Annotated in this window: 11 protein-coding genes; 4 read left to right on the top strand and 7 right to left on the bottom strand. The window is 51.7% G+C overall.

Going from position 1 to position 17,147, the window contains the following annotated elements; all coding sequences use genetic code 11:
* Window positions 1–6 precede the first annotated feature (6 nt).
* Together ACQ4MZ_RS24290 and ACQ4MZ_RS24295 are read left to right on the top strand one after the other, a co-directional pair.
* Entirely contained in the window at window positions 7–819 is an 813-nt protein-coding gene (locus ACQ4MZ_RS24290; RefSeq protein ID WP_430849438.1) for an AraC family transcriptional regulator, read from the top strand.
* A gap of 78 nt (window positions 820–897) precedes the next feature.
* Complete coding sequence (locus ACQ4MZ_RS24295) at window positions 898–1,764, top strand: SDR family oxidoreductase (protein WP_430849440.1); 867 nt, start codon at window positions 898–900, stop codon at window positions 1,762–1,764.
* Between the two features lie 95 nt (window positions 1,765–1,859).
* On the opposite strand, the gene ACQ4MZ_RS24300 is transcribed toward ACQ4MZ_RS24295, so the two are convergent.
* From ACQ4MZ_RS24300 to ACQ4MZ_RS24330, 7 genes are all read right to left on the bottom strand, one after another.
* Complete coding sequence (locus ACQ4MZ_RS24300; RefSeq protein ID WP_430849442.1) at window positions 1,860–2,555, bottom strand: DUF4998 domain-containing protein; 696 nt, start codon at window positions 2,553–2,555, stop codon at window positions 1,860–1,862.
* 17 nt (window positions 2,556–2,572) lie between these two features.
* Window positions 2,573–3,763 (bottom strand): DUF5000 domain-containing lipoprotein, encoded by a 1,191-nt coding sequence (locus ACQ4MZ_RS24305; RefSeq protein ID WP_430849444.1) that lies wholly within the window; start codon window positions 3,761–3,763, stop codon window positions 2,573–2,575.
* A 12-nt stretch (window positions 3,764–3,775) separates the two neighbouring features.
* Window positions 3,776–5,692, bottom strand: coding sequence for a RagB/SusD family nutrient uptake outer membrane protein (locus ACQ4MZ_RS24310; protein ID WP_430849446.1), 1,917 nt, complete (start codon window positions 5,690–5,692; stop codon window positions 3,776–3,778).
* Between the two features lie 10 nt (window positions 5,693–5,702).
* Window positions 5,703–9,260, bottom strand: coding sequence for a SusC/RagA family TonB-linked outer membrane protein (locus ACQ4MZ_RS24315; RefSeq protein ID WP_430849448.1), 3,558 nt, complete (start codon window positions 9,258–9,260; stop codon window positions 5,703–5,705).
* A 337-nt stretch (window positions 9,261–9,597) separates the two neighbouring features.
* Window positions 9,598–10,683, bottom strand: a complete 1,086-nt coding sequence (locus tag ACQ4MZ_RS24320; RefSeq protein ID WP_430849450.1) for a FecR family protein — start codon at window positions 10,681–10,683, stop codon at window positions 9,598–9,600.
* Between the two features lie 88 nt (window positions 10,684–10,771).
* Window positions 10,772–11,398: an RNA polymerase sigma factor gene (locus tag ACQ4MZ_RS24325; RefSeq protein WP_430849452.1), complete on the bottom strand. Its 627-nt coding sequence runs from the start codon at window positions 11,396–11,398 to the stop codon at window positions 10,772–10,774.
* A gap of 212 nt (window positions 11,399–11,610) precedes the next feature.
* On the bottom strand, window positions 11,611–14,331 hold the full coding sequence (locus ACQ4MZ_RS24330; RefSeq protein WP_430849454.1) for a GH116 family glycosyl-hydrolase: 2,721 nt from the start codon (window positions 14,329–14,331) through the stop codon (window positions 11,611–11,613).
* A gap of 304 nt (window positions 14,332–14,635) precedes the next feature.
* On the opposite strand from ACQ4MZ_RS24330, the gene ACQ4MZ_RS24335 reads away from it, so the two are divergent.
* A complete protein-coding gene (locus ACQ4MZ_RS24335; protein WP_430849456.1) occupies window positions 14,636–15,490 on the top strand; it encodes a hypothetical protein in 855 nt (284 codons plus the stop codon).
* A gap of 65 nt (window positions 15,491–15,555) precedes the next feature.
* The gene (locus ACQ4MZ_RS24340) at window positions 15,556–16,755 is read left to right on the top strand and encodes a winged helix-turn-helix domain-containing protein (protein ID WP_430849458.1); all 1,200 of its coding nucleotides are present in this window, start codon (window positions 15,556–15,558) and stop codon (window positions 16,753–16,755) included.
* Window positions 16,756–17,147: the final 392 nt, after the last annotated feature.

Here is a 17,147-nt window from a genome sequence, read left to right on the forward strand (position 1 = left end):
TTCGGAATGAACCAGGAAAACAACATTTATACCGAACAGCGGGTAGCCGTTCCAACCGAATTCACGGACGTCTTCACACATTTTTACATTGCCCAAAACGATACCGGGCTGGACGTTACCAAGACGCTGATACCCAGTTTTCAAACGATCATGGTATTGGGGTTCGGTCCTGCGGTGAAGTTCAAATCCGGGGGAAACAGCCTTGAAGTCCATGAATGCGTGGTGCTGGGTCCTATTAAACAGCCTGTTGAATACACTTTGCCCTCGGGTGCCGATTTGCTGGTAGCCAATTTCAAAGACGATGCTTTTTACCGGTTTTTCGGGCTCGCAGTCCTTTCCGACCAGATCGCAACGCATCCCGATGAGCTGCTCGACGAGCATTGTTTTTCGGCACTCTGGCTCCGGTTGAAAAATGAAGCCGCAATGGATCGTATAAAGCTGATCCTCGACTTTTGCAGGCCTTATCTCCGGCCAAGGCATTTGTCGGCGACCAGCATTGCCGGAGAAAACGCCGACTATGCGGTAATCAACCCCATTAAGACCGTTGCTCAGAAGACGGGGCAAAGCGAACGCATCGTCCAGCTCAACCATAAGAAATACCTCGGATTTACGGCCAAAGAAAAAGGCCGTTATGAAAAATTCTCCAAAGCCATCCAGCTGTTACAAGCCTCTTCCGGCAAAGTGGATTGGCTTCAAATCGCGGAAACCTGCGGCTACTACGATCAAAGCCAGCTCATTCGCGACTTCAACCATTACCTCAATCTGAGCCCCCGCCGGTATATCCAATTCCAGGAAAACATTTGCAAAGCCGGCGGCTGACCGCGGCGCGATTTCGTTTTCTTACAATTTTAGCGATGCGGGATGCATGAATTTTGTGCTGTACGAAAAACAAACAGCATGAAACAGACCAGCATTTTTCTGACAGGCGCAACAGGCGCCGTAGGATCACAACTCGTTCAACAGCTCACATCACTGAATATCGGTTTCAAAGCGCTTGTGCGCACTCCCGCACAAGCCGAACAACTGAGCAAGTTGCCCCATGTCGAAGCCATCTTGGGCGACCTGGCGAACCCGGCTACTTTTGAATATGCCCTGCACGGCGTTGAAAAGGCCTTTCTGTTAACCAACTCGTCGGAACAGGGGGAATCATTACAGATGGGTTTCGCGGAAGCCGCGCACAGGGCCGGCGTGCCGCATATTGTCAAACTCTCCCAATTTGTGGCGAGCGAATCCTCCCCGGTACGGTTCCTGCGCTACCATGCCAGGGTCGAAAACCGGATCAAGGAGCTGGGCTTCCGATACACATTCCTTCGTCCCAATTTATACATGCAGGGACTGCTGGCGTTCAAAGACCAGATTAAACATCGCGGCCAGTTTTTCGCTGCCATCGGGAAGGCCCGGGTGAGCCTGGTGGACGTGCGGGATATTGCAGCCATTGCCGCCGCGGCGCTGACCGAAGCCGGGCATGAAAACAAAACTTACGACATCACCGGCCCCGACGCGCTCAGCCATTATCACCTGGCCGAAATCCTCTCGAATGTGCTGGGCAAACCGGTGAATTTTATCGACGTTTCCCCCGAGCAGATGGAAAAGGCCCTAGGCGGCGCCGGATTTCCGGAATGGCAGATCGGCGGCCTGATCGAAGACTACGCGCATTATGCGCGCGAGGAGGCATCAGCCGTCTCCGATGCGATCACCCGCGTTACGCGTAAGAATCCCATTAACTTTACGCAGTTTGTGCAGGACCATCGCTTCCTGCTGTGACCTAAAAGAAAAGTGGGGCGACCGTCAACCGGCGCCCCACTTTTTAATGCGGAAAATTTGCAGCCCCGCCAAGCCTGCCCGTCGCGAACGACCGCTCATTCCGGCTTCTTCACTGACATCGTATCGTACCGGGTAACGGTAAAAATGTCGATGGCTTTTCTGTCCGGCTTAAATGAAGAGCGGTAGCTCAGCAACGTTCCGGGTTTCCAGTCGGGAATTTTACTTTCCTCAACGTCCGGGCCTACCAGCAACGATTTGGTTTTTGAGTCGGTTGATGTGTATTTAAGTTCTGTGTTAATGTTCACCGTGTCGGGGGCATTCCAGCTTATCTTCAACATTTTGAGCGTCGAATCGTAAGAGGCCTCGCTGATGGTACGGTTCAACAAGCCATTCTCATAATTTGCTCCAAATGTTCTCCCGTTGAAACGCAGCGGCACCGAGCGGTTACCTTTTGCATCCAGTGAGTACATTTCAAAATTGTAGGCTCCCTCCGGCAGCGGATCAATCAAGATTTTCACTGTGTCGCCGATCAGGTCGGAAGGGACGGCGGCTTCCATGGAATCGGCCTTGTTGTTCCAATACAATTTGTAGGCCGTAACGCGAGGATCCGCGCTCAGGACCCAGAGCAGCTGAGTCCGGTTTCTTCCCGAAGCTATCAGCATCGTATCGCCGCGTCCCGGGTATACGATTTCCCCGCCTGCCTGGTATTTTTTGAAATCGTCCCAATCGGTACACGACGCCAGCGCGCAAACAATCAGCAGCAGCCCAGTGATTTTATATTTGATAACCATAAAATGTCAGTTTAGAATTATTTGGTATCACCCCAGAAAGTGATCTCAGTAAAATGGACGAACTTGGTATCGGACCAGTTCTGATGGATCTGCATCCGGATGTATCGCACTTTCGGGGCCGAAAGCGGGAATACGAACTCCTCCCCGGCCGACATATAGGCAATATCCTCGCCGGTGTTCACGCCATAAGGGCTCCCCGACGGTTTGATCGACTCACAATCCATCAGCTTGGTCCAGCCATTGAAGCTACCATCCGGGTTGGGCGCCTTTTCGCTGCCCCACATGGTCCATTTACGCGGATTACCATGTTTGTAAAACCAGTCGCCCTGCCGCTGCCAGAGTCTGAAACGGCTTAGCTTGGCCACGGTCCCGAGGTCGAACGTGAAGTGGATCGGCATGTCGCGGTCGGAAAGCGGGATGGTATGGAAGCCGGGCTCGTTCGGCAGATCATCCCAAATGAAGGGTATGCGCCAGCCATAGCCGCTCTCCTCGTCGGTCGGCAATACGTATTCCCGGAACTTGGTTTTATCCAGTTTCTTTTCAAAAAACGGTTTTACTTCCTTAAAAACGGTGTCGGAATAATTGTTCCAGCGGTCGCGCACGTATACGCCGAATTTCCTGCTGAGCGTATCGAAACCCCTGGCGGCAAATGAGCCGCCTTTCATTTGCGTGTACAACGTTTCGGTAGGAATGAAATCGCCATTATTGTCGGTGGTAATGACCACGATGGCCAGCTTGGCTTCCGAAGGATTATTGAATGCGACGTTCAGCCCTCCGAAATCGACGCCCAGTTGGAGCGAATTGAAAACGGTCTGAACAGGCGGGGCCTGTGGTGCGATCTTCACAACCACCGGTTCCGATTTGTTATCGCTTTTGTCTACGGAATATAACTTTACTTCGTAGTCGCCGGCGGCAGAGAATCCCTCCACGGTCAGCTTGTTAGTATAATGCGATGCCTTTGCCTCGCTCACCTGTTTGGTTGTATTGTTAATGACGTATTCCGCCATGACATATTGCAGGTCTTCATCGGCCGGGAGCGAGTAAGAGATCGTAGCGCCCCCCGCAAAATTGACTACCGAAGTATTGGTCACCACGCCGGGCTTCGTCGCATCCGCGCCCAGGGGTTTGCGGATCTCGTCCGTGTCGGCGCAGGAGCAAAGCCAGGCCGACACCCATACCAGAGAGAATAATATCTTGATCTTTTTCATAGATAACAGCATTTACCAGCCTGGGTTTTGGACAAGGTTCGGGTTAACAATCAGGGAGTTTTCGGAAATCGGCCAGAAATAATCTTTCAGACTGAAACTACTCGTATAAATCGGCTTCACCCGGTAATAGTTGACAGCTTCGCGTTGGGCAATATCCCATCCATTCACCGACCTTTGGAGGTAGTTTTCGGCTACCCGCCATCTGCGGAGGTCCCAAAACCTTTTCCCTTCAAAAACCAGCTCGATGAGCCGCTCCCGCTGGATGATTTCACGCAGTCCTTCCTTGCTGCTGAATTTGGAAGGTTTATTGGAATGTTTGGTCCACGATTCCACCACCCCTTTCAGACCGGCCCGGGCCCGTACCTTATCGATCCAGCCATACACTTCCGCGGATGGCCCCTTCGATTCGTTCAACGCCTCCGCATATAACAGGTACAGGTCTGCGAGGCGCATGATCGGGAACGGGTAGCCTTCCACATTGTATTGCTGCGCCGGGTCGTTGATGGTATTGTTGTAATTAGCCAGTTTTTTGGGCCAATAGCCGGTCACGGAATACAGGGAAGCGCCCTGCCTGCCGCCGGTCTGCCCCAGCTTTCCTTCCAGTACCCAGGTATTGTCGTCGTCGTTTTTTCCCTGGCCGAACCATATTCCGCCGTCGAAACCGAGGTCTGCATAAAAACGCGGCTCGCGGTCGAAGTTGAGCTGGACGGTCGTATAGCCTTCCTTAATGTAATAGCGTTCACTTTTCAATGCTTTCCGCAGCGCGGTGAAGCGGGTACCATATGGGTAGGTTTTATCCTCTTCGATCGGCACGCCATTGTGGCTGTAAAACATCTCGGCGATGTGCAATGGCGGAGCCAGCATCGAACCAATGCTTTCGTTGGGTATCGTGCCGGTAAATGGGCTTAACCGTGCCTGTGACAGCGACTGAAACCCCCGGCTGCCGCCGCCCGTCGAATTGGAAGCCCCCCAGATGAGCTCCACATTCCATTTATCGGTTACCGCGGCGCGGATGGACATCAGGCGCTGCGTCGAATCCGAAACCTTGGTGGTTACCGAGCGGGGCACGAATTCGTAAAGCCGGTGCCCGTTGGCCTCGCAGGCCGTAATCGCCTCCCGGCAAGCCTGGGCCGCCCGCTCCCATTTCTCAGGGCTCGCCGTGCTGCTGAACAGGGGCTCGTTGTCCTTATTTCTGAAATTGGCGTAATTCTGGTTCCCGTTATAAAGCGGGCTGGCCGCGGTGGTGAGGATCTCCGCTTTGATCGCCAGCGCGATAGGCTTCGTAATCCTTCCCAGCTCGGAAAATTCATTGGGTAGAATCACCGGAAGGTCCGCAGCCGCTTCGTCAATCAGGCTTACGGTGTAGTTGAAAACCGAATCTACATGCTGCCTTTTAACCTTCACCTGTTCCGCCGAGGCCGAAATCGGCAGGTTGTTTTTGATGATCGGGACCGGGCCATACATCCTGACGAGGGTGTAATGGTAATAGGCTTTCAGGAACTTCACTTCCGCCACCCATCTTTTCTTCTCAAAATCGGTGAGGTCGCGGACCTTGTCGATGTTTTCCAAAAAGATATTGCATTCGCGGAGTGCCTGGAAATACTTGCCGTCCCAGTAGTTGGCGATGGGCGAAACGATGTTCTGCTCCCCTCTGGCGATCCGGTACAAGGTCCCGTTGATATTTCCGAGCACGGGATACACCGTCGCAAACTCATCGCCGGTGAGAAAGGCGGGATCCGCGCCCTCGTTGCCGAACTGCGGAAGATTATTATAGCAGGTAAAAAGGTACTTTTCCGCATCTGCACGCATTTTGAATGCATTGTCGATGGTCGCCACGTTGTCCGGCACAATATCGAGGTATTTCCGGCAACCCGCGGTAGTCAGTACGAGCAAGGCGGTAAGGCAAAAACTGGTGTACAGTAATTTCATAGTATGAAGCTTAGAAATTCATATTCAAACCGATGTTGAAGACTTTCTGGACCGGATAACCCAGGCCGTTCCCTCCCATTTCAGGATCCCACAGCTTGAACTTGCTGAATGTCAGCAAATTCGTCCCATTGAAATAGATCCTAAAATTGGTCACTTTGAGATTTTCCAGCACACGGCCCTTTACGGTATACCCTGCTTCGAGGGTTTTCAGTCGGATAAATGAGCCGTCGCGCATAAACCAGGTGCTTCGCTGGGAGTTATTCTGGTTTTCGACCGTCGACATTCTTGGCCAGACGGCGTAGATATTCCGGTTCTCTTCCGACCAGTGGCTGTCCGCAAATGCTTTCAGCAATGCATTCTCGCCGATCAGGTTGGCCGGGAAAAGATCGTTACCTCCATTATTATCTTTATTATAGTCGATAAAAGGGGCAGAAGCGACGGGATTGATAAAAAACGATTCGCGTCCCAGGCCCTGGAAAAACACCGAGAGATCGAACTGCCCGCTTCCGGCCGACAAGCCAAACCCATAGGTAATCTCGGGCGTTTCGGGATGGCCGATCGCCACAAAATCAGCATTGGTAATCTGTCCGTCCCGGTTAATATCCCGGTACTTAATATCCCCGGCACCGTATACACCGAAGTTCTGGCGGGGCGAATTCTTCACATCATTTTCATCGATAAAAAGTCGCTCGGCGATCAGGCCGCGGGGTTGGCTGATCGACTGCCCTACCCTGGACAAATAGCGGTCTTTATAATCAGGCTCTTCAAAAATGGAGTAAACCGAACGGGCCATCGTGAGGTTACCTCTTGCTACCAGCCAGGCGCCGTTTTTGAAGTTCTGGTTGAAATCTACTGCCAAATCAAAGCCCTTCGATTTGGCTTCCCCCACGTTGGCTGACGGCGTGACCGCCAGCCCCATTGTGCTCGGGATCGAAGCGCGCTCCATCAGGATATTGGAACGCCGCTGCTTGTAGATTTCCGCGATCACATTCAGTTTTTGCAGGATTGAAAATTCCAGCCCGAGGTTTGTCTGATAGGATGTTTCCCAGGTGATGTCCTTGTTCTCATACCGGCTGATGGACACGCCATTCCTGGTATAATTGGAATTGAAGCCGAAAGAAGTTCCTCTCTGCGAGTTATTCAGATTGACTTCGGAGAGAAAGAAGAAGCGCTGGTCGGGCCTTCCGATGGCGTCATTACCCACGAGGCCATACGAGCTGCGTACTTTCAACTTGTTCACAATGCGCTCCATGGGTTTCCAGAAATCTTCGTTCGATATTACCCATGCCCCGCCGATGGTCGGAAAAAAACCGAATTGCTTGCTCTTATGAAACCGCTCTGACCCATTATAACCAAAGTTGAATTCCGCAAAATACCGGTTATCGAACGAGTATGACAACCGCCCCGAAACCCCGGTATTCCTGCTTGGAAGCGACTGCTGCAACGATTGCACCTGCCCTGCGCTCGAATTGTCTTTCAGGATCTGCTGCAAGGTGGTTACCACCGTAGCGTTCAATGAATGCACTTCCCTGAAAACACGTGAGTAGTCCAGTGTCCCCTGTAAATAGAGGAAGCTTTCCAGATTTTTAGCTCCGGGGTTGTAATTGAGATACTCGGTGGCGGGCTCGCTGAAAAACTCATTGCTTGCTTGCTGGTTCAGCCAGTTGAGCGTGTAAGTGTTGGTCTGCTTGTCGTACGACCCGGCGTGGTAAAAATAGGGGTTATAAGCCCTGGTAACGTCGAAATACGACGACCGGTTGATATTCGCCAGGCCCCGCACGCTTAGCCCTTTGGTGACGAAGTCGAGTTTCTGGGCCAGTTCCAGCTGCGTGAGCATTTTGGATCTTGAATACTGCTTGTATCCTTTCACCATGTCGGCGTAGGGATTGAGGTATTGTCCCTGGTCAAAATTTCCGAAAAGGATATGGTCTGTGGCCTCATTGGCTTTGTCGGGTGCGTAATAGGCCGGGTACGATGTCGGACTGGTTTTCAGCGCTTTCTGGTAAATGCCGGAACCGCCGTCGATCGGGCCGTTATAGTCATCAAAATTCCCGTACAACCGCACGATCAGCTGCGTTTGCGGGCTGAGATTGATGTTGACATTCGACCGGACCGAGTAGCTGTTCAGCTTGACGTTGTTGTTGAAGTTGTTCATCTTATCCACTTTCAGCATCCCATTATCGTTGCTGAACGACGTGGCTACATAGTATTGCGCCACTTCGCCCCCACCTGATACGCTCAGGTTCGCACGGCGGTTTTGCGTATATTTTTTAAAAAGCACATCACGCCAATCGGTCGATGGATAGATATAGGGATTATTGCCCTTGCCTGTGTTTTCGATCTGATTTTGCGGGTATTTGATGGCCGCGAGCGGGTCTCGCGTCAACTGCGCCTCGTTATACAGTTTCATGTATGTGATCGGGTCGGCCAGTTCCACGTTCTGGGTCGGCATCGAAACGGAGTTCTCCATCCGGAAGTTGATCTTCGCTTTGCCCGCCCGCCCTTGCTTGGTGGTCACATATACCACTCCGTTCGCACCGCGCGCGCCGTATAATGCGGTAGCACTTGCGTCTTTCAGGATCGAGAAGCTCTCGATGTCGTCGGGTTGCAGCCTCGCCAGGTCGGTAACTGTGAGCTCTACGTTGTCGACCAATATCAGCGGCGAGTTATTGTACCCGAAGGTCGTGATCCCACGGATAAAAAATGTGGCATTATCCACCCCTGGTTCACCGCTGCGCTGGTATCCGATCACGCCCGAAAGGCGCCCCGCAATGGCTGTCGTGAGGTTGCTGGCAGGGATTTTCAGTTCACCCGGGCGGATCGTCGTTACAGCCCCTACCACCGCTTCCTTGCGCTGTTTCTGCCCATAAGCGGTCACAACCACCTCATCCAGCGCTTTATTATCGACTTTCAGCACCACATTCATAATCGACAGCGCACCTACCTGCCGCTCCTCCGACACATAGCCGACGAAGGAAAAGATCAGAACCGCGTCGTTATCCGGTATGGCAAGCCGGTAGGTACCATCCGCTTCAGAGGTGGTCCCTTTTTGTGTTCCTTTCAACACGACGCTCACCCCCGGCAGGCCTTCCCCTTTTTCGTCCGTGATTTTTCCGGCAATCTGCTTTTCCATTAACGGTTCAATCGCAGTTCCGGGCAATGCGCCAGCCGGCCCCTTTCCCTCGTCGGGTGTTTTTGAAAGGATAATCTGATTGCTTTTCACCACCTGGTAGCTGATGTTCCTGGGCGAAAGCACACGTTTCAAAAGGTCTTCGAGCAGTTCGTTCCTGGCTTCGAGGCTGATCTTCTCGTCGGAAGCTATCACCTGCTTCTGGTAAGAGAAGGAGAGATCCCCCTGCTCTTCGATATTTTTCAGAAGCGTCTTAAGTGATGCATTCTTAACGCTTATAGATATACGCTGTTTAAGCAGCTCCTGCGAATATGTCGGGGAGGCGTAACTCAGCCCGGTTGCCAACATGGCCATTAAAAGTTGTTTCGCCGTCATACACAGGAGCTGAAAAACCTCTTTTTTAATCGTAAAAATGCCCATACCTGTTTTGATTTTCATTTGTTGAATAAACATCCGGATCTTCCGGGGCATCCGGTCCGCTGCCGGTCGCGCATTCGTTCCTCAGGTAGCATGTTTGTTTTCCATAAGTGAATTAGGTTAGGTGGTGATCATAATGAGGCCATTGCAAAAAAGACATAGATATCCCGTGCCGGGTCGTCGGCATTGGCAATGAAACATGGTTTGCAAAAATGGCCTGGCCGGGAAACATCCGGCCGCTCTATTTATACAGGTACAGGACTCGGCAAAAACTAACCTCCCTTATTAAATTATTTTTCGATTTTTTATTAATAATTCCCCAACACGCTCTCCTCAGGCATCAGCATTCAATATTTAATCAAAAGCATCCTTTGGAATCAATCACTATCTGCGCGTCGATTTCCTTGTAAGTGCCGCCTATTGTGCGGCAAATCACATCCAGATTGTCGTACAACGATTCATTACGGACCGTGGTAGAGATGATGCATTGGGCCAGCAATTCATGATCACAGAGGATCTGAACACCGTATATCTTTTCAATTTCAGCAAATACCTCGGTAACGGGTACCTCGTCGAACCGAAACTTTTTCGCGTCCGTGATGGGAGCGATGGGCAGCGGCTCCTGCACCAGATTTTTCACGAGCGTCTCGCTGTCGCGGTTGAATGTCCCTTTCTGATTGGGCAGCAATAGCAAACCGGTTGTCTCCGGGTCGTCCATCTGGATCCGGCTTTGTTTGTACACCGATACCCGCCCCGTCCTGACATGCACGGTCACAGCCTGGCTGTTTTCAAATGCCCTGATCTCGAAACTCGTCCCCAGCACCTTGGTGACCGTCTCATTGGCATAAACCAGGAATGGCCGGGCGGGGTCTTTGGTTACATCAAAAAAGGCCTCCCCGCTCAGGAATACCTCGCGCTTATGTTTTTGAAAACGGGTCGGATAGCTCAGCCTGCTGTTTTTACCGAGGGTAATGACCGTTCCGTCTTCCAACCGGACTTCCATCGGCGCTGCGCCGCGATTCTCCTTTTCAAGCAGTTGGTTTTCCACTTTCGCGTGGGTGAGCAATTCTTTATAGGTAACCCGCTTTTGATCGGCATGCATAGCCTGAAAAATAGCAAATGCGGCCACCACCGCCACGCAAGCCGCGGCCAGAAATGTGATAAACCGTTTCCGGACCGGCCTGGGGCTAACCGGTTCCTCCCTGTTCTCAGCCGATGACTCGATCCTTTGCCAGAGTTTCTGCTCGTCAATGACGGGAATCACCTCCTGTTCTGCCTGGCGCAGTTCCAGCACTATTTTCGAGGCTTTTTCCACCACCTCCCGCTTGTCCGGATTCGACCGGATAAATTCCTCCCACCACAATGCGTCCTTATTTTGCAGGACCCAGCTTATGAAGGAGTCATTCCCCAAAAGATCCTCAATATTTAAACTTTCATCATTCATGGTCAGGGATAAATGGTATGCGCACAACTAACAGGTACAACAATGGCAGAAAACTAACCTATGTCCGGCGATTTTTCTCAAATTCATTTTATGGAAGCCATCCGGGGAACTCGCCGAACGGTACCAGCAGCGACAGGATCGTCAGTTTGCTAAGCTTCGTGCGCAGCACCGCATAGGATTTATAAAGCAGATTGCTCACGCCCTGCTTGGACAATCCCATCAGTTCGGAAATTTGGTCCAGGCTCATTCCGTGGTAAAAACGCAGGTTAATCACCTCCTTCTGCCGGTCGGACAAGCTTTCTACCGCGCTGCGCACGCGTTGGGTACGTGCGTGAAGCTCCTCGGAAGCGATATGCTGCTGCTCGGTGGAAAGTGAAACCAGGTAGTCCAGAAAGCCGTCGATATCCTCGGCCTGCTCGAAAACGTCGTTTCTGCCATTGCGCAAAAGCCGGTTGCGTAATGCCCGGAACAGGTAAAATTTGACATTCTCCGCTTCGGTCAGGTACTCTCTCCGCCTCCAAAGGTCAATGAAAAGATCGTGTATGGCATCTTCCAGAAGCTGCCTGTCGGCTGTGAGCCGGTGCCCATAGCTGGTCAGACTCTTAATATGACGCTGGTACAGCGCCTGGAAAGCCTGAATATCCCCTTGCTTGAAACGATGCCAGATAGGCAGCTCGCTGCCCGTATCTGATTCAACTCTGGTAAAAATAGACATCCCGGTTGGCTTCCGTTGAGTAAGTGATGTGACGTTTTTTGGCAAATAAAAGAAAATTCTTAAAAAACTATCTTTGTTTAGTTGCAAAAAAAATAAATAATATACAAAATCAAGTCAACCTTATAGCGTGCGCTCCTCAGCGAATAGGCAGAACCAAGGAAGAGACGCACCACCTATCGATAACGATTATAGTTATACGCAGCATAATAATCCTAACTCAATGCAATCAACAGCTGCTGGCCCTTTTGAAAGGTTAGCTCGCGATGGAAGCGGACGCTGACCATACCATTTTGCCGCTCGAATGTGGCAGGTATCTTTTGTTCCCCCAACATCACGGAAATGGAAGATGAACTTCGCTTACCGGCCATTTCGAAGCGGCATTGCTGTAATCGCAATGAACCATATTTCAACGCCAGCCTGTGCTCCTGCCTGTCGCTAGTCACCTTCTGCGAATAAGTCCCCCAGCCTTCGGCAACGGTGAATGGTGCCCTGAAATTCTCCTTGTTCCACCGGGGAGCGAATTGTATGGTTCCCTTGGGGCCGTGGTATTCAAAACCACAGGCCGTAATGAAAGTACCGTAGCTGGCCATTGCCCTGGCATAATGGTCGCTGCATTCGATCTCGTTGTAGGGGTTACGCCGGGCACCGTGATACCTGTCATGGATGAAACGGGTCAGGACAAGCGCTTCCTCCACCATTCCTTCGGCCATCATATGCGCGGCCACCTGATGCTCGAAGCCGCTCATGCATTCGTGAAAATACCCGAGCTGCCAGGTGACGTCTTCTCCGAAGGGCTTTTTCTCGTTTAATGGATTGGTATTCATCACCATGCCTCCTTCCCCGGATACCGCATAGGGCCGTCCACCGAGGTGAGTTTTAATGTAAGGGCCAACATCGGGTGTAAAATTGTACTTCCACAAGGCTTTAAGTGCCGACAAAGTCTTACCCTGATCCAGGACACGCGGCAAACCTACCTGGTGTGCCCAGCTCTGGCCGTACACCTGGTCGATATGGCAAGTATTATAGGAGCCGAGCTTCTTCCGGCCCTGAACGGCGTCGGGCCGGTGAATGAAGTATTCGCCATTATAGAGGTGTTGCTCCATGTTGGCTCTTCCCTTCGACACATATTCGCTGCATATCCCTGCCATTTCTCCATCCCCGACTTCCTCTGCCATTGCCTGGGCCGCCCGTGCGGCCGCGATACACAGTCCGACGATCCAGGCTATTTCTCCTTCCCAAACAGCATCCAGCGTGTTTTCCATGGGCGTATCGGTCATACCGTCGCCATTTTTGTCCTGTGCGAGCATAAACTCCACTGCCTTTTTGATCCGCGGCCAGTTTTGCGAAAGAAAAGTGGCATCCGGCGACATCTGGTGCTCCCTGTAAAATCGCAGTATGGTACCTGCCTGCCCGTCGATGGCGGGACGGCTCTCATTTTCAGCGCGAAAAATGATGGCGCCCGTTTCTTTCACAAACCCTGCGCCCAGATCTACCTCAGCCCGTAAACGCCGTTCAAGTTCTGGAAATATCCGCGCGACCGCCTGCGCGTACTGGTACACGTGCGTGCAAGTGCCTGCGCATGCGCCCACACCCTCCCATCCCCAGAACCTTCCGGAGGCAAAACGGTAGGTATTGGCCGTGGCCAGCGTGCCGATGTTCACAAATGTCCGCTCCATAAACCAATGGGGTAAAGAAGTATCATTCCAGGTCCGGTGCCACAGCTCTGTGTCCCTGGTCAGGGATTTGAAATTTTCGGCGACATAGCCTGCCACTCCACGGGCATCTTTGAAACGCTTTCCATAGTAATATCCATTTTGAGCATCTTTAACCAGTTCACGCAGTTTTGGGTTCGGGTTGTTGAAGTGCCAGGCTATGATAAAATCTTCCTGCAAGACCGCCCGCGGCTTTAAAGTACCGTCAACGACCAGGGCGCCGGTAGATTTCTCGGATGCGTCGGTTTGGTTATTCTCCACATCGGGAAGATCAAACGAGGCGCTATCCACGGGCCAGGACGAGTAGCCGGCTAATGGTTTCGCATGCGGATTCATGACCGCCAATGCGGTCGTCCCGAAATCAATCGCCTGTTTAAACGATTCGTCTTTGGGTAACAGCTCGTAATGCAATTCGGTCCGGTTCCCCAGCCGCTTGGCCACACTGATTTTAATCCCGCTGCCTTCTTTCGCCGAAACCTTGCCAGCTGCATTTTCCATCCAGCCCAGCACCGAAACCTGCATAGGCTCTTCGGACTTGTTTCGAACAGACACCCGTAGTATCGTGGCCGGCAGCGACGAGCGCTCTGCATCCAGCGGGATGAAAGGGGAATACCCTTTCAGTGTCACCTCCACCGGCAGTGACCGGGACGTGTACTTTACGGTCGCGACCGGATATTTTGCTTCAAAACTCACCTCATCCCAATCCTTTTCATTAAGCTCCTTCACTATTGTGCGCCCCCGGTATGTGATGCGTAACGCGAACCCCTGGTCCAGCCGCCGCTTATTTTCAGCGATCGCGGGTTCCACATAGCTTGCGCCATCGCGCGAACGGATCTTCCGGGTGGATGTACCGTCTTCCCACAAAACTGTTTTAGGATCGATCCCCTCATTCTTGCCTTCCTCCGACTCGTTATAAATCTGCCAAAGCCAAAGCCTGCCGTCCCCGCCCATATAGACCGTCCCTGCATGCAACCCTCCTACGGGCATCCCGATGAATGCCAATTCGTTCCTGGTTTTCAGGTAGGTAGCGGGCTCCCCTCTTAGGTACAACGATTTAACCCAGACCGGATCCAGCGCCTTGTTGACCGGGATATTGTGTACCGGGTACCCGGCAGGCTTTAATATACCCGATTTACCCAGCAGGGGCTTAGCGAAGAGCATCGTCGTTAGAAGACTGCTTTGTCTGATGAAGTTACGGCGTGATGCGTTTCTCGGTTCCATTCTCAATAAAATTTCGGTAAAGGGTAAAAACCGGCCTGGCTTGCAGCGTTTGCCCGGCCTCCGGCAGGACATGGCGGCGAACTTATATAAGTTCACCTTAATCCGGAAATTTTTCCATTTTTTTATTTTACCAAAGTGTGTGCACGAGCACTTACGCACACCGCATGGCTGTTCGTCTGCGCAAACGCGCTGTCTGTCGCCGGAAGTTGGTACGTCCGAGGCAAACCGGTAAACTTGCGGGTACTTTCAAGGGCACCCGCCGCGCATCCCCGCCCGTTCGTACTCCAGACCAACTTTATTAGCCATGAAAACCGTGCATGAACGCGCGCTCACCGCCATTTTGTGGGCAATACTGCTTTTCCTCACCGCTTGTTCGAAGGACAAAGTACCGGTCCCTGAACCGTTACCGGACGAAACTGCCCCGCCAATCCGTCAGCTGATCCGGGAAATAGATTGGGAAACTTTCGAATACAAGGCTTCCGTAAGCTACCATGCCGACAGTAGCATTCACCATATCAGCTACACAGGCTCCCGCGGGCAGACCGAGCTCAAAACGTATGCATATAAGGAAAAAAACGTTTCGGAAGTTAATGTGGCCGGCTCCATATCGAAAAAACTGTATGAATACGACGGGAAAGGCAGGCTCAAAACCATGCGGATGATGAAGAAAAATGCCGGCCCGTACGATAATTCTGTAAAGATCGTATTTGTGTATGACGACCAAGGCGTCGTACAGAAACTGGAACGCTATCAGATCACGCCCGCGGGCATGCGGATGGACGTCTTCCATCACTACGAATACGACAAGGCCGGCGAACTGGTGCGCATACGCTCCGAACAATCGGATGGCTATCAGACGCTAACGCATATTAAAGGCTTCTCGCCCCAATTCGACCATGATCCCTGGCTCTTTATCGAGGATTTCAGCAATCCCGATTACGCCGTTTTCAATTTTCCTGTACTGCATGCTATGAAGGGCCGGCTGCCCCTGCAAATTACCTATGAAATACCGGATAAGAACGGCGCATTCAAAGCGCAGCGCATCACCACGCAGCAATTCCAGGTAGCGGACAAAAAGATACAGCGCATGAAAGTAACTATCCACTACCCCGGGCTTGTACAGGCAGACGATGAATCGGAAATCAGCTTCAAATACTGAAACACGCCCTATTGAACAGCACTATTTTGTACTTTCGGAGACATTTCTATCCGAAAGCAACAAACATGGAACCTGTTATTCTTAGCAAAACGCAAGCCAGAAAAATTATCCTGAACGCTGCCGGGCTCGCCCGGAGAGCGCAGTTCGGAACGGGGATCGAAGCGGTTTACCGGTTGATCGACCACCTGGGCTTTGTGCAGCTGGACACGAATTACGTTGTAGAGCGTGCACACCATCACGTCATGGCGGCCCGCATTCCCGACTATCAGACGGAATGGCTTGGCCAGCTTTGCGAGGATGGCAGTATTTTCGAATATTTTGCTTCCGATGCGGGCTATTTTCCCATGCGCGATTTCCGGTTTTCATTGCCCGTGAAAAGGGCTTTCAAAACACAACGCCCACCCCTTACCCCTGCGGAAACCAATCTATTAAAACAGGTGCTCGACCGCGCTGAACGGGAAGAGGCTCTCATGGTCGGTGATTTTGAGAACGACCGGGTGGAAGCCAGCTCCGGCTGGTGGGATTGGCGACCAGCCAAAGTAGCACTCGAAAGACTTTACCTCGACGGCGAACTGATGATCAACCGGACGAAGAGCTTCCAGAAAGTGTATGTGCTGCCGGTTAATACCGTCCCGTCAGAAACCGACCTGACCATGCCGGGTGATGTTGAATACGCCCGTTTCGTTATCCGGCGCACATTGGGCGCATTGGGTATTGCCTATGCGAAGGAAATCGCCTGGCGCGCCCGCCGTGTGAAAGGCAATCTGGTAAAAAAGGAGTTGGAGCATATGGCACGCTCCGGGGAAATAAAGACGGTGACAGTGGAAGACCTGAAAGGCCCGCTCTATATGCTTCCTGACCAGGAAATACATCCCGAAATATCCGGCGAGGTTTTCATCCTTTCTCCATTTGACATACTGAACGTCTTCCGCCACCGCTTGAAAGACTTCTTCCATTTCGACTATCAGATCGAATGCTTTGTGCCCGCGCCGAAGCGTCAATACGGTTATTTTTCATTGCCTGTTCTTGCCGGTGAAACATTCATCGCCAGAATGGATGCCAAAGCTGACCGTAAGCAAAAAGTATTGATCGTGCATAACCTGCATTTTGAACCCGTGGACCTGGACGAGGCTACTATTGAGAAGCTCGCGCAAAGCCTTAGAGCTTTTATCAGGTTCAATCAATGCAACGATATTGTCTTCAAAAAATCGAATAACCAGGTGTGGCTGGAGACAATTATTGAGAGTTTGTCAGGTAGATTCTGACACGAAACCTCACCGCGTTCGTGTTCCACCGTAAAAAACGATCTGATGATTGTAAGAACTACCTGGCAATCCGCCTACTCCGCAACGAACCATCTCGCAAACGCTGGTCGTAAATTCTGTAAAAGGCCCTTGGCTCGTTCCTGACAAGGTTTTGTAGTAAAAATTCAAGAGGCTCCGAAGGCATTTGATCGCCTGAAATCTTCGCCCCACGAAGCGGGCATTACACCCATGAAATACGCAGTGTCACCCCAAAACAAAAAATGCGGCGGGCCGAAACGGCTATACTTGCGAAGTAATGCGCTGGATACTTATGACACTAAAAACACCGCTCATGAAAGTCCTGCGCAATTATTCGAATGAGATCGGAAGCTTGTAGTAGTACCCAAAGACTA

Origin of the sequence: Dyadobacter sp. BHUBP1 (assembly GCF_050587785.1) — a bacterium.
Classification (GTDB): domain Bacteria; phylum Bacteroidota; class Bacteroidia; order Cytophagales; family Spirosomataceae; genus Dyadobacter.

Excerpts from the sequence above, each read along its gene's own strand:
- ACQ4MZ_RS24330 (WP_430849454.1), bottom strand. The coding sequence starts at position 14,331 with ATGGAACCGAGAAACGCATCACGCCGTAACTTCATCAGACAAAGCAGT.
- ACQ4MZ_RS24315 (WP_430849448.1), bottom strand. The coding sequence starts at position 9,260 with ATGAAAATCAAAACAGGTATGGGCATTTTTACGATTAAAAAAGAGGTT.
- ACQ4MZ_RS24325 (WP_430849452.1), bottom strand. The coding sequence starts at position 11,398 with ATGTCTATTTTTACCAGAGTTGAATCAGATACGGGCAGCGAGCTGCCT.
- ACQ4MZ_RS24340 (WP_430849458.1), top strand. The coding sequence starts at position 15,556 with ATGGAACCTGTTATTCTTAGCAAAACGCAAGCCAGAAAAATTATCCTG.
- ACQ4MZ_RS24295 (WP_430849440.1), top strand. The coding sequence starts at position 898 with ATGAAACAGACCAGCATTTTTCTGACAGGCGCAACAGGCGCCGTAGGA.
- ACQ4MZ_RS24300 (WP_430849442.1), bottom strand. The coding sequence starts at position 2,555 with ATGGTTATCAAATATAAAATCACTGGGCTGCTGCTGATTGTTTGCGCG.
- ACQ4MZ_RS24335 (WP_430849456.1), top strand. The coding sequence starts at position 14,636 with ATGAAAACCGTGCATGAACGCGCGCTCACCGCCATTTTGTGGGCAATA.
- ACQ4MZ_RS24320 (WP_430849450.1), bottom strand. The coding sequence starts at position 10,683 with ATGAATGATGAAAGTTTAAATATTGAGGATCTTTTGGGGAATGACTCC.
- ACQ4MZ_RS24290 (WP_430849438.1), top strand. The coding sequence starts at position 7 with ATGAACCAGGAAAACAACATTTATACCGAACAGCGGGTAGCCGTTCCA.
- ACQ4MZ_RS24310 (WP_430849446.1), bottom strand. The coding sequence starts at position 5,692 with ATGAAATTACTGTACACCAGTTTTTGCCTTACCGCCTTGCTCGTACTG.
- ACQ4MZ_RS24305 (WP_430849444.1), bottom strand. The coding sequence starts at position 3,763 with ATGAAAAAGATCAAGATATTATTCTCTCTGGTATGGGTGTCGGCCTGG.